3 protein-coding genes and 2 pseudogenes are annotated in these 13,767 nt (G+C 54.5%); 2 read left to right on the top strand and 3 right to left on the bottom strand.

Translation table 11 applies throughout. From position 1 onward, the window contains the following. Positions 1–35 precede the first annotated feature (35 nt). Positions 36–1,375 (top strand): annotated as a pseudogene (locus MUN86_RS30445) (carboxylesterase family protein). 209 nt (positions 1,376–1,584) lie between these two features. Here the strand turns inward: MUN86_RS30445 and MUN86_RS30440 are convergent. Beyond that, the gene (locus tag MUN86_RS30440) at positions 1,585–6,504 is read right to left on the bottom strand and encodes a cellulose binding domain-containing protein (RefSeq protein ID WP_245127670.1); all 4,920 of its coding nucleotides are present in this window, start codon (positions 6,502–6,504) and stop codon (positions 1,585–1,587) included. Positions 6,505–7,520: 1,016 nt separating this feature from the next. Here MUN86_RS30440 and MUN86_RS30435 point away from each other — a divergent pair. Further along, entirely contained in the window at positions 7,521–8,390 is an 870-nt protein-coding gene (locus MUN86_RS30435) for a DUF5672 family protein (RefSeq protein ID WP_245127669.1), read from the top strand. Between the two features lie 62 nt (positions 8,391–8,452). Here the strand turns inward: MUN86_RS30435 and MUN86_RS30430 are convergent, their stop codons facing one another. After that, positions 8,453–9,940, bottom strand: coding sequence for a L,D-transpeptidase family protein (locus MUN86_RS30430; protein ID WP_245127668.1), 1,488 nt, complete (start codon positions 9,938–9,940; stop codon positions 8,453–8,455). A gap of 565 nt (positions 9,941–10,505) precedes the next feature. Next, positions 10,506–12,307, bottom strand: a pseudogene (locus tag MUN86_RS30425) (PAS domain-containing sensor histidine kinase). Positions 12,308–13,767: the final 1,460 nt, after the last annotated feature.

Raw genomic sequence — 13,767 nt, 5'->3', positions numbered from 1 at the left:
AGGTGTTCGTGTCTCGAGTCATCAGCTTGCTTTTAATGCTTTCCACTTCTTCTCCTCAGTTCCATACCCCCGCAGGCACCATCATTGGGCGGCGTGACGGTGACTTGATTCGCGCCACTGGTATTCGGTACGCGCGAGCAGCCCGGTTTCAACCGCCGGTTGCCGAACCATCAGCCGCAGAGCCTATTCTTGCAACTGCGCCCGCCCCAGCCTGTCCGCAAGTAGCCGACCCGAGGTTGGACCAAGTGCTGGGTGACTTATTTGAAGAGCTGACGTTCACCGAAGATTGCCTTCGGCTTTCGTTGACGCTGCCGGCCGAGCGCAGCCTAGGCGAACACCTGCCAGTTGTTGTGTGGGTGCACGGGGGCTCGTACGTGAGCGGTGCCGGCGACTTGCCCATTTACGACCCCGCAGCGCTGGTATCCGAGCAACGGGTGGTGTTTGTGGCGGTAACCTACCGGCTCGGTCTGCTAGGATTTCTCGGCAGCAAGGGGGCGTACAACCAAATTTAGGATTGCTGGACTTGTTGGAAGCCCTGCGCTGGGTGCAGCGCAACATTGCCGCCTTCGGGGGCGATGCTTCCCTTGTCACCCTATTTGGTCAGTCTGCTGGGGCCGACGCTATTGCGCACCTGATGGTGTCGGATGGGGCCAAGGGACTGTTTCAACGCGTGATCTTGCATAGTGCGCCGCTGGGCTTAGCACCCAACCGCCAGGCTATGAACCGGGCTATGGTGGCAGCAGCAGGCGTATTCCAACCCGACGCCTCCATCAACGAGGTACTGGCCCGCGAAAACACCGTGCAGAAAGCGGCGCGTAAGTTTGGCTTGAAAGGGGGCATGCCGTTCGGCACGCAATACGGCGCCTATCCGTTGCCCGCCGAGGCGGACTTAGAGCGAGCATGGGAAGCAGTGGCCCCAAGTGTGGACGTACTTGTAGGCGCAACGGCGGAAGAAACTCGCTTCTTCGCTGTTATTGACCCTAAATTCAACTGGATACCCCGCGTTCCGTTGTTGGGGCTGCGGTTTTCTAGGCTGCTGACCAAGATAAGTTCAGACAAAATATACCTGAACCCGGCCAAGGTGTTTGCCCGACGGCACGCGCAAGCCGGTGGTCGGGCCTATCACTTTTTGGTGGTGTATCAGCCGGCCGGCAGCCAGTTCGGAGCTGCCCACACCATCGATTTGCCGCTGCTGCTTGGCCAGCCCGCCCGTTGGGAAGCTACGCCGTTGCTGGGTCATGCTCCGTGGGAAGACGTCCACGCAGCGGGGCAGCACGTACGCCGTTTGTGGATGGATTTTGCCCGCACTGGTACTTTGCCCCCTCGCGTTGAACTGCCCGGCGTGTTGCATGTCGAGCAGGTGGTACCCTCGTAAGCAGAATTCGAGTGGCCGCCTAAGGAGAATGTCGTGCGCTCGATGCATGCTCTCCTAAATAAAGGGTCTTGCATTCAGCCATAGAAGGCGGAAGCCTAACCAATTTCTGCCACCCCATACAGAGTAGCAGAAACTGGTTAGGCTTCCGTCTTCTTCTCTTTCGGTCTGCAAGCAGGCTGAAAAGTGTAGGGCAGGTTCCGGCCGCGGAATTACTGCAGAACGAGTTTGATATAACGCACGCCCGTAGCCGTCGTGAGGCGGGCTATGTAGAGGCCGGGTGCAACGGTAGTAGCCTGCCATTGCGCTTGCACTGGCTGCCCAGCCACTGCTTGGCCGGCTTTCAAGTGCTGAACAAGACGGCCGTTCAGATCATAAATCGCCAGTTGGTACGCTTCCGAACTTGCCAGCGTGAACTCCAGGGTGGTACTGCCCGTGAATGGATTGGGGTAGCTTCTTATCGTTTGGCTTAGCTCGGCCGCTTTGTAGTGTGCAGCTAGCACGGAGGCGGTCTGCGTTCCTTTGCTAGCATTGGCCCCTGCGGGTTCCTGGCCATACACGCGCTGGCCTTGCACATAAACCGTCACGTGGTCGTTTTCAGCTAGGGCACCTGCTACCCGGTAAGAGAAGTCGTTTGCTTGATTGAAAGCCAACCAATCTGCTTTTGCTAAACGGAATTGCACGTTGCCGGTGCTGCTCAAAGGGGCTAGGTTGCCTGAAGCGGGCGCGAAGTGCAACTCGGCGTAGGACTGGGTGCCGGCTTGGCCGAACGTGACACTCACGTTGTTGCTGCCGAGCTGCGCGTAATCCACAAAAGCCTTCATGGCCTGCGTTCCTTCGGGACTAAACCAGTACCGCACGGTTAGGTCTTGGTACGCTACCGGCTGATTACCCACGTTGCGCAGCTGTAGCGTGGTATTGATCGTGTTGCTGTTGGCATTCCGCTCCCGGTTTTCCGTCCATACCTGCAGGCGCCGATCAGCAGCCACGGGCGTTGGCTCGGTGCCCCCAATCAGCACCCCGTTGCGGTACACTGTGATGCGCTCGTTTTTCAAGTATCCGCTATTGGCAGCATAGGAATAGTCATTCGCTTCATCGAAGCTGGTCTGCGTCTGCTTGTAGATGCGCGACTGGATAGGCCCCGAGGTGCTACCCGCCGCCAAGCTGCCGGCGCCGGCCGAAAAAGTGTATTCCACGTAGCCGAAAGCTCCTTGGCGGGGATCAGCTAGTTGCACGTAGCGCGCCTGCATGCTGCTGGTTCCAAGTTGTGCCCAGTCGATTACCGCTTGTACGGGTGCGTAGTCCTCGACCGTGAGCCAGTAACGTACCGTCAGCTGCTGATACGGAATGGCGGACGAGCTTTCATTGCGCAGCTGCAAATTAGGCTTGAGGGTATTGTTGGTAGTCTGACGGTCCGCATCCTGGTGCAGCACCGCGACCGAAGCCTGCACCGTTACGGCCACGGCAGCCGATGTCGTTGTGAGCCCACCATTGTCGGTGGCTTTGGCCGTGAGCGAGTAAGCACCTAGGGCTACGTTGCTCCAAGTGAAGCTGTACGGGGCTGCAGTAACCGTACCGAGCAGCGTAGTACCGTTGAAAAATTCCACTTTGCTGATCGTGCCATCGGTATCAGCAGCCGATGCCGTGAGCGTAATCGTGCCAGGCGCAGCGAGGCTAGTTCCTGTTGTTGGCGAAGTCAGGCTGACGGTGGGAGGAACATTGGCTGCCACGCCGCAGGCTTCGCCGACGGTGTAGCTATGCGGCGTAGCCGAGGAATTGCGTTCCGGCCCATTCAAACCCACTTGATAAGTGAAATAGATGCTGATTTTGGCGCCACTAACTTGGTTTGAAAGCGTGTACGTGAAATCACCGGCGCTATTTTTCGTCATGCCGTAGCCCGCGGTGTTGGCGTAGAAAATAGCGAGGTTGCCCCCGGCCACCGTGCCCAACGGATGGAACGTAATGGCTACGTTGGTGCCCGTGGTTACGGCCTTCCAGCTGTAGTCACCATTAGCCACGGTGCCACAATAGCTGCCTGTGTCGCCGCCTGGCGTAGAGCCGGTTACCGTCACTGAAACAGCGACTGAGGTGGTAGTCAAGCCAAGGTTGTCGGTGGCTTTGGCGGTGAGTGAATACGTGCCGGCAGGCGCATTGCTCCACGTAAAGCTATACGGCGCCGCGGCAGCAGAACCGAGTAGTGTGGCTCCGTTGTAGAACTCTACTTTGCTGATGCTGCCATCTGAATCGGCGGCGCTGGCAGTCAGAGTAATGGTAGCCGGTGCCGCAAACGTTGCGGAGGCTGCAGGAGAGGTGAGGCTAACCGTCGGCGCGGTGTTGGCAGGCGTATCGGTGCAGGTCCTACCGACGGTGTAGCTGTGAGGCGTGGCCGAGGAATTTCGTTCCGTGCCGTTGGCACCTACTTGGTACGTGAAGTAGAAGCTCAGGTTTGTGCCATTACTTTGATTGGGGAGCGTATAGGTGAAATCACCAGCCGCGTTTTTCGTCATTGCGTAGCCCGAATTGCCCACGTAGAGAATAGCCAAGTTGCCTCCCACTACGCTGCCAAGCGGGTGAAACGTGAATGCAACACTGCTACCCGCCGTGGCAGCCGCATAGCTGTAATCGCCATTGGTGACTGTGCCGCAATACGTAACGGGTGGTAGCGTAACGGGCTGAGCGTTGTAGTAGATGTTGTCGAAGTAGAAATCAGCGGTGGTGCTCGCTACGTCGCCAGCAAACATAAAGGCTTGATCCAGCGTGGCTAGGTCGCCGTTGTTGAACGCCGACAGTGGAATTACCACTTCGTGCCATTGCCCATCCCGAACCAAGCCATATTGCGTTGCGCCCGCCGCAAATTCCACCCAACTTTCCCCATTGCCCGTCTTGATGCCAACTTTGAACTGGCCTGCGTAGGAGGTTTTGAAGTGAAACTTCAGCGTGCCTTTGTTGAAAGCAACTAAGTTCTTCACGTCGTTGTCGATGCCGAAGCCGAACCAGTTACCGGCTGTCGCACGCAAAGCCAGCACCTCCGAGCCTTCGTAGGGAGTAAGCACCGGAGCGGTAATGGGAGCAAGGTTGTTCCAGAGGTACAGATTCGCGTCTTGCCCGTAAACCAGCTTGCTAGTAATCTGCGCGTTATCGGTATAGACGCCGAAGTTGGGACCGGCAATAGTGTTGTCTTTCACCGTTACGGTCACGGGAGCCGAGGTTGTAGTGGCCTTGGCATTGTCAATGGCCTTGGCAGTCAGCGTGTAAGTGCCAGTCGTAACGCCGCTCCAGGTGTAGGAGTAGGGTGCCGTCAAATCGGTGCCAAGCAGCGTCGAACCGTTATAAAACTCCACTTTATAGATGGAGCCGTCGGCGTCGGAAGCAGTTGCTTGCAGCGTAAGCGTAGCCGGCGTGGTAAAGCTGCCGCTAGCAGTGGGCGAGGTCAAACTTATGTTAGGAGCCACATTGTTGGGTGCTGCTACAAACACTGTGGCGGGCGCGGAAGTAGTCACGACTCCCTCGTTATCAGTGGCTTTGGCCGTCAGCGTGTAAACGCCAGGAGCTACATTGTTCCAAGCGAAACTATAAGGCGCTGTTGTGGCCGTGCCAAGCAAGGTAAAGCCGTTATAGAACTCCACCTTGGTTACGGAGCCGTTGGCGTCGGCGGCGTTGGCCGTGAGTGTGATGTTGGCCGGCGTTGTGATCAGTGCCTCATTGGCGGGTGCAGTCAAACTGACTGTCGGTGCCGGATTGGAAGCTACCCCACCGCTGTAATAAATATTGTCGAAGTAGAAGTCAGCGGTGGAACTGGCTACGTCGCCGGCAAACATAAACGTTTGGTTTACAGACGTAAGGTCGCCGTTATTAAAGGCCGACAGCGGAATCACCACTTCGTGCCATTCGCCGTCGCGTACCAAACCGTAGCGGGAAGTGCCGGTCGCAAACTCCACCCAGCTTTCCCCGGCTCCCGATTTAAGCCCTACTTTAAACTGCCCGGTATAAGAGGTTTTGAAGTGGAACTTCAACGAGCCATTGTTGAAAGCAGATAAGTTCTTGATTTGATTGTCAACCCCCAAGCCGAACCAGTTGCCGGCTGCTGCGCGCAATGCCAATACTTCTGAGCCTTCGAACGGTACTGGGGTAGGGGAGGTGATGTTAGTTAAGTTGTTCCAGATGTAGAGGTTGGCATCCTGTCCGTACGCCAGCTTATTGGTGATGGCTGGGTTCTCGGTGTAAATGCCAAAGTTGCCGGCAATGGTGTTGTTGCTGCCCAGGTACAGCTCGTCGCCAGGGCTTTGGTAGAGCCGGACGTAGTCAACCAGCATCTGTCCGGGCAGAGGCGCCGTGATGCCGCTAGCCGCGTAAATCCCCGTGTATTGTCCCCCAACGGCCAAGTTGAGTAGGATATATTGGGCCTTGTGAAATTCTTCTAAATCTCCTGCCGCGCCCTTAGAAATATCAATGGCGTAGTATTGGGTGCCGTCGATGAACATGCGGATGGATTGGCTGTCCCACGTCATTTTGTAGACGTGGTAGTCCGTGGTCAGGTCCGTTGGGCTAGTGTAGCTAGTGCTGTAGGAAGCATGAGAACCCGCATTTTGCCAGTGCGTGGCGCCACCCACGCGTTGATTGGTTAGATTGGCAGCAACTGCTTCGGCCGAACCCATTTCCATAATGTCGGTTTCTCCGCTGGCGGGCCAGGTGCCGGTAGCACCCAGCAGCCAGAAGGCGGGCCACAGGCCGTTTTTCAGGTCAGGTACTTTGATTCGCGCTTCCAGCGTGCCGTACTTAAACTGCACCCGCCCTAGCGTTTTGAGACGCGCTGAGGTGAACGGCTTACCCTGATAGTCTTCACGCCGGGCCTCGATAACAAGGTTGCCGTTGTTGATGCGGGCATTTTCAGAGCGATTCGTGTAGAATTCCAGTTCACTATTGCCCCAGCCGCACACGCCTTGGGCGCAACCATCGCCCAGGTCGTAGGTCCAGGTGCTGGGATTGATGGTTGAGCCGTCGAAGTTTTCTTCCCACACCAATTGCTGCTGGGCGCGAGCAGGTACTACGGTGGTAACAACCAGTGCAAGTAGCAAGAAGAACTTGCTTCTATTCGCTGACAAGTGGGTACAGGTGTACAAGTATTGTTTCATAAGGGTGGGAATTGGTTGGAAAAAAGAGCAAGCCACCAACAGGTTGGGGCGGGTGATTCAGGGAAGTACCAAGAGCGGCGGAGCGGCAATTTTGCGTTGCCACATGTAGCCAAGTCTTGGCTAAGCATTCTTTGTTCAGGCCAAAATTTGGTCGACAGCAACGCGTAAATGCAGAAGGAATCGGTGCCGAAGCCGATGAATATATTCAGCTTTCAAGCGAAAATGCAAAGGTTGAAAAACCGCTCAGTTGCCCTTACGACGTGCTTTTGTACACTTACAGCACACGCATTAGTCGGCTTTTAAGGCTCTAGAAAGTGAAGAGCGCCAAAGAGTCTAGCCCTCGGCTTATAGATAAAAAACAATGAAAAGAGCTAAATTTTATGCGAAGATCAGCCTGTTGTCTTCGGCAGTCATTCAGTGTTCTGGCACTAGTAACTAAAAAGGGTTAGCTGGTTTCAATTACAAGATGGAGTGGCTAACAACCATTTCATTTGAGTCCGGACTAGTGATTAGACTGAATGTGGCAACTGGCACGGCGCATTAGGATACGTTAACCATTAACTACCCGCCGGCTGCCGTTCGGTATATACTCTTGCCTCGACAATTAGTGACCTATACTTCACGCTTCTATCATATAACTCTATCTAATTTTATAGGTGTGCTTGCACTTCAGGCACACACTCAATTAAACTCAACTATCGAAAAACCATCATACCTAGGTGACTTTGACTGAAGCACCTCAGTTCCAAGCGGAATAGCACCTTGTTATATAGGCTTATAGTTTAATCTTCCTGGTAAAAGCCTCTACAACGCAATTCATAAAAAACGCTGAAACCTTTTTGGCAAAAGATCTATATGTAGCGACACAAGGCACCTTGATTGAATGCTGTGCTCGAAATGTTCTACTTTATCCTTTATATTTATAAAATTAATCTCTTAGAGTATTCTTTTGGTTTAGTTTAACTGCTGCTCTTCATTCCTCTCTACCACACTTTTCTCCTTTAATTTCTAGCAATTTGGAAGCTGTTATTCCGGCAGACGACGATGGTACTCGCCCGAGCGAAACCGGTGTTTTCCCTCACGCGGTAGCCGAGCAACCGTCACCTCATCTGGTAACGGTTGTTATTCCTATTCACAAGGAAGAGCCATCGGAACTGGAAAAGATTTCCCTGGCGCAGACGTTGGCAGTCCTTCACAAGTACCACATCACGTTTATGACCCCCACTTGGCTTGATACCACGTGGTACGAAAACTACTGTGAAGGCAAAGCGCAAGTTTTCTTTGAGCGGTTTGAGTGGCGGGGCTGGCAAGCTTTTGCGGAGCTTATGATTGCCCCGGTCTTTTACCAGCGCTTCTTGGCCTACGACTATATGCTGATTTGCCATCTCGATGCGTTCGTCTTCCGCGACGAGTTAGAAGAGTGGTGCGCCCTCGGCCACGACTACATCGGGGCCGTTATTTATAATGAAGGCTACATTCGGCCTAAAACCTTATTTCGCGGTCTTATTGGCTATAACAGCCCAAGCTATGTGGGAGCCGGCGGCTTCTGCCTGAAGAAGACAAGCACCTTTTACCGCATCACCTCCAAGTACAGGTGCTACATCAACTTCTTTCTTTGGCTCAACAAGAAGCGTAACCGCATCTTTCTCGACGACCTGTTCGTCTCGCTACATTTCCCCAAACTCGAATCTTCCTTCAGCATTCCCCTAACGGAGTGGCCGAGCGTTTCGGAGCCGATTACAACAACTGGGAAGAAGACAAGCTACCCTTCTCCAACCAAGATAACAGCACCTTGCCCTTCGGCGTGCACGCCTGGATCCAGTACAATCCTGAGTTTTGGAAACCATGCATTCGTCGCTACGGCTACGTGCTGTAATTTCCTGTAGCTCATGCTAGCAAACAAATCAACTAAGCCCGGTCTCGCTTTTGTACAATACGGTTGAGCGACTTACTGCCCGGCAGCGAGATCAGGCAAGTTAGTTTTGGACTGAGCTTGCCAAGCCTGGGCGAGTGCTTGGTCTCGGTTGTACACGTCGGGTAATTGACGAAGCTGGCTGCCATCGGCTTCACAAGTAAGATAACGGACGAACAAGGGCACCGGGGCTTGCAGCGAGAAAACCTTGGTTCGGCCTCGGTTGATACTAGCTTCTAATTCCTGCATGCGGCCCGCGGCCCGGCTAGTATCGTCGCGTTGAAGTAGGAAACGCGCCAACAATAAGGGATTCTCCACGCGGATGCAGCCGTGGCTTAACGCACGGTTGCTGGCGCGGAAGACTGCTTTTGCGGGCGTATCGTGCAAGTAGATAGCGTGAGGACTAGTAAAGCGAAACACGATGTGCCCGAGCGCATTACGTGCCGAAGGAGATTGTCGTATTTTGTAGGTAAATGTTTCCGGCTGTACTTGTTTCCACTTCACTCGGTACGCATTGACGCGCTGGCCTGTGGCAGAAAATAGTTGGTACCCATGTTGATCTAAGTAGCCCGGATTTCGCTGTAGCCCGGGCAGCATCTCATTGATGGCAATGCTTTGGGGAACTCGCCATTCGGGAGCAGCTTGAAAGTACGTTATCGCGCTGAACAGTTCCGGGGTTGGCATACTGACCTTGCCCACAATCACGCGGTGCGTGGCTACTACGTGCGCCCCACGAATGACTTGCAAGCTGAACGCCGGTATATTGACTACTAGGTACAAGGAGTCGGTGGGAGGCTCCCAACGCAGACGTTCCAAGTTGAGTGCTACCTGCAACGCCATTCGCTGAGCCGCGGCACTATCGGTGCGCAACAGGCGCTGCCAGGCCCAGCGCAATCGGATATAGCTGCGCGAGGTGGGTTGGGCGCTTAGCAATTGCGTAGCAAACTGTCCGCTGCGCACTGCTTGCAGTAGATGGCCAACGGCATCAAGTGCAAGAGCATCGGTGAGTTTGACTGGGCGCAAATCGAGGTTGGTAATGCGGCCGTCGCGCAAGTGGCGAGCAAAGCCAAGCAGAGCCGCGGTGAAGTGCTGCTCGGTCCGAACGCGCAAGGATACAACGTGCCCGAGGGCTTGTGCCAGCGAGTCCAGAAGACCCTGCAAACGCGTTACTTGGTAGTCATTAGGCTCCAAACCAAATTGGGAAGCACATTGCAGCAAGCGCAAGCCTTCCCATGCTTCCGGTGTAGGTCCTTCTGTTCGCGTCCAAACTGGTGCGTAATGGTTACGCCAATAAAACAACGCTACTTGAGCTTCTTGGGTTGTTGCCGGACGTAAGGTGTCGAGTGGCTGCTGTCGGAGCAGCCGTATCACTTGCGCATCAGGCGATTCGGCAACGGCAACGCCCCCGGAAAGTAGCACTGGCAGGCAAACCAAAGCCAGTACCACAGGCGCCACTTGGCGCTTTATGGCCCAGATAAGAAAATGCAACAAGTAAATAAATTGATAGGTTAGCGTTGTTTTCATAGGCGTAATGACCAGACCGGATAATGCATCACTCGTCAGGGAAGGCCGCCACGAGGCGCAGCCCCAATCAGACTGTTCGTATATAGCAACCAGCCACTGCTGGAGATCCGCCACTGCATTTTGCGGCTAGGTCTTCGTCAACACTTTCCTGCTAATTCACTGTCGAAATCATAGTTCGACACTATTCGATAGAAGCAGGATACCTATCTTAAATATACGTAAAATGCAGGCTCTTTATACCTTTATGAACAACAGTTTAGCGGCTTTATATTCAAGCATTACCGGTTGACTGCCAGCCTGATGAATGAATGCGCGCTTGCTTAAAATTTCTAGTCGAGCGCCAAGGTTCTGTGACTCATCGGCGTACTGCTCAGTAGCCCAAACCGGAGAACTGTTTTCGGTATTAAAACTGTGAACGAGACTCTGAGCCAGATGATGGTTAGGTTGCGTGCGCGCCTGCCGGTTGCGTAATGAAACCAATGGCCACGGAGATGCTCGTTATGCTAATGCCAAGGACGCTAAGAGCACCAGTGGGTCGAGGCTGTACTTCCGAATGCCTATTTCCTTAACGGGGAAAATATACGGTGAAGGTGGAGCCTACATTCACCTGGCTCTCCACTATAATGCGGCCGCCGGCGTTTTCCACCATCTTTTTTACCATGTACAAGCCAACCCCGAGCCTTCCACGTGCGTGTGGAAGCGTTGAAACATAGTAAACAGCTGGCCCAGCTGCCGGGCTTCAATACCCTGCCCGTTGTCGGTGACGGTTAACACGTGATGCTCTGGGGTGGCGACACAGTGGATCTGCACCCACGGTGCCCGCGCCGGGGAATGATACTTGACGGCGTTGCTGAGCAAGTTGTACACCACTGAGCGCAGATTCTTAGCCGAAAAGCGAACATCCGAGCATTCCTCTACTTTGATGTCCAGTTGGGTGCCGGTGTTTTGCAGCAGCGGGGCTAGGTCTAGGCGCACGTCCTCAACAATTTCAGCCAGATTAACTTCTGTCGTGACCAAGGTATGCTCTTGCTGTAGCTTGCTGATGTCGGTGAGGTGCTCGATGGTACGCTTGAAGCGTTCCACCGCGCCCTGCATCAGGTCCAAGATGAAGCTTACTTCGTCAGTCCGTTGCTCGGTAGGCAGCTCCTCAGCCAGAGTGGAAAGTAACCCCTCAATGTTGGAGATAGGCGCTTTGAGGTCGTGCGAAGCGGTGTAAATGAAATTGTCCAGGTCGGTGTTGGTGCGTACTAGCTGCTGGTTGGCTTCTTTCAGTTCGGTGATGTCGATGGCCGAGCCCACGTAGCCATACAACTCGCCATTGGGGTAGTAGCTAGGTGCGCCCTGGGCCAGCAGCCAGCGGTACTGCCCGTCGTGGCGGCGCATGCGGTGCTCTAGTCGGTACGGTTTGCGCGTGCTGATGGCCTCAGTTAGGGTTTGCTGAGCGTTTTCTAGCTCTTCGGGAGGCAAGTACAAGCCCCAGCCGGTAGCCAAGTACTGCTCCTGATCGACGCCTACAAAGTCGAGAAAGGCCCGGTTGATGTAGCGGATGGTCGAATCGGGGTTCACGGCCCATACCTGATTGGGCGCGGCATCGGCCAGAATGCGGAAGCGCTGCTCGCTTTCATGGAGCGCGGCGGTGTAGCTTTTCTGTTCAGTGGTATCCTGGGCCACGCCCAACACGGTTGCCGGCTGGCCTACTGCGTCGCGGTAGATGCGGCCCCCAATTTTTACCCAGCGCACCTGCTTGGTAACTACGTGGATAAAGCGTGCTTCGTACTCAAACAAACCAGTTCGCAGGCCCTGCTCCAGAGCCTGTGCCCGTTTGGTTAAGTCTTCAGGATGGAAAACCGATACATAACGGTCGGGGGTTTGGGGACCATTGAAGCCGAAAATTTCGTTGAACCGCTGATCGGCTATTAGTTCTTGTGTGGCGAGGTTGGACTCAAACACGCCCAAACCACCTACTTCAATGGCCAGACGGGCCCGCTCCTTTTCGTCCGCGAGTTGTTGCTGGCTCTGAGCCTCATCCGTCACGTCGATGGCCGTGTGATGGATGCCGTACACCTCACCGGCTTCGTTGCATAAGGGTTTGCAAGTAATGTTGAAATACGCTGTTTTCAACTGGCCCTCTGCTAGCAGCGTGGCTTGTTTCCGGAGCCCCACATAAGCATCTCCAGTGGCGTACACTTGCTCGAGCAAAGCCGGGAACGACTGTTCCTGTGGTTCCGATAAAACATCCCGAATGGTTTTGCCTTGCACGGAAGCGTCTTTGCCCCAAAGCGCTAGCATGAAGGGATTAGCATATTGAATGCGGATTTCAGGACCCAGGTACAAGGCCGTTGCAATCGGGGCTTCTTCAATCAGCATTCGGTAGAGCTGGTCACTGTCTACGAACTGCTGCGGTTCTTCGATAGAGGCTGCTGTCTGGTTGGACCAAGAAGGTGCAAGTGCCGTTGTTGGTACGGGTATAGTTGGTACGTGCCCAGTGCCAATAGATAAGCGCGTGCTGAAGGTAGTATCCTGCCTAAAGGCGTTATCAACTAGCATCGCACTGCTGTGTAGTTCCACTATTTCCTGCCCTAAAGTCTGCGCAAGGCTGGATTTATCATAGGAGCGGGCTTTGGCCAGCATAGCAGTAGCGGCACTGGCTAGCAGATCGTAGAAGAGGACGTACTCTGAATCGAGGATGCGGCGGGCGCTAACGCCTGTTACCAGGAAATAGGCGGGCTGCGCTGTGCTAGTCAAATAAATAGGATAAACCAGCGCCGAATGAGGCGATTCGGGATAAGGGCCGCTCGTGAAGGCGCCGAATTTGGTTGCCAATTCTTCGACCCGCTGAGCTTTGCCTGTGCGGGCTGCGTCTGCTAAGGGCCAGCTGGCGTCTGCTAGTGGGGTTAAGGGTAGGGCGGAGGGCGTTAGCGCCGACGCGCCGGCGAGTCCAACGTGTCCCTTTAGTTCTGCCTGCTCGGCCCCGGCTGCTAGCGAATAGAGCAACACGAAAGGCAAATCCAGGCTGAATTCGCGCAGGGTTTCCAACAGCAAGATCACCGTTTCCCGTTCGGTTTGGGTACCGCTTCGCTCGGCAATAGTACGCAGAATGTTGTGACGGCGCTCGGCTAGGGTTTGCCGCGTCAGTTCGGTAACGAGTTGAAATACCCCTCTCACATTCCCCAACTCGTCGAGGATGGGGCTGAAGGAAAACGTGAAAAATGTCTCTTCTAAGTAGCTAGTGCGTTCCAGGAACACGCGCTGGTTTTCTAGAGTGCGGGTTTGGCCGTTCGAAGCTTGCTCGAAAGCCTCACCTAACACGTCCCAAGCCGCGGCCCAACACTCTTTATAATCCTGACCTAATGAGGCGGGGTGCCTGTCGCCGCAGAGCAACCGGTACCCATCATTGTAAATCTGCACTCGCCCGGGGCCCCAAGCAATGCTGATGGGAACGTTGGACGCCAAACACAAACTCACCGTCGTGCGCAGGCTTTGTGGCCACAGCTCGCGTGGGCCTAACGGCGTTTCCGCCCAATCCTTGGCTTGCACTAGTTCCGCCATGTTGCCCCTGCCAGTTAGTGATTCGGCGTGCACAGTGAAAGAATTGGTAGGCGGGGAGGGTAGCGGGTGGGGCATGCAGAAGTATAATAGGGTGAGCGAGAGTGGGCAAGCTCAAACAATCAGATTAAGCCGAACAGTAGGACTAAGACTATAAAGTGTAGTTATAAAGTTAACGTATTCCAGCGCGCACAACCGCGAACAAGCAAGCCGCCAAGGGCAACCGATTAATGCAAGGCATCTGCTTCAGTCAATAGACGCGAAAAAGAGAAGATTTTCTG

The organism is Hymenobacter volaticus (assembly GCF_022921055.1).
GTDB lineage: Bacteria > Bacteroidota > Bacteroidia > Cytophagales > Hymenobacteraceae > Hymenobacter > Hymenobacter volaticus.
The sequence above is the reverse complement of the archived record's forward strand: the minus strand, read 5'-3'. Positions and strand labels throughout refer to the sequence as shown.

Coding starts and splice junctions, on each gene's coding strand:
- MUN86_RS30440 (WP_245127670.1), bottom strand. CDS start 6,504: ATGAAACAATACTTGTACACCTGTACCCACTTGTCAGCGAATAGAAGC.
- MUN86_RS30430 (WP_245127668.1), bottom strand. CDS start 9,940: ATGAAAACAACGCTAACCTATCAATTTATTTACTTGTTGCATTTTCTT.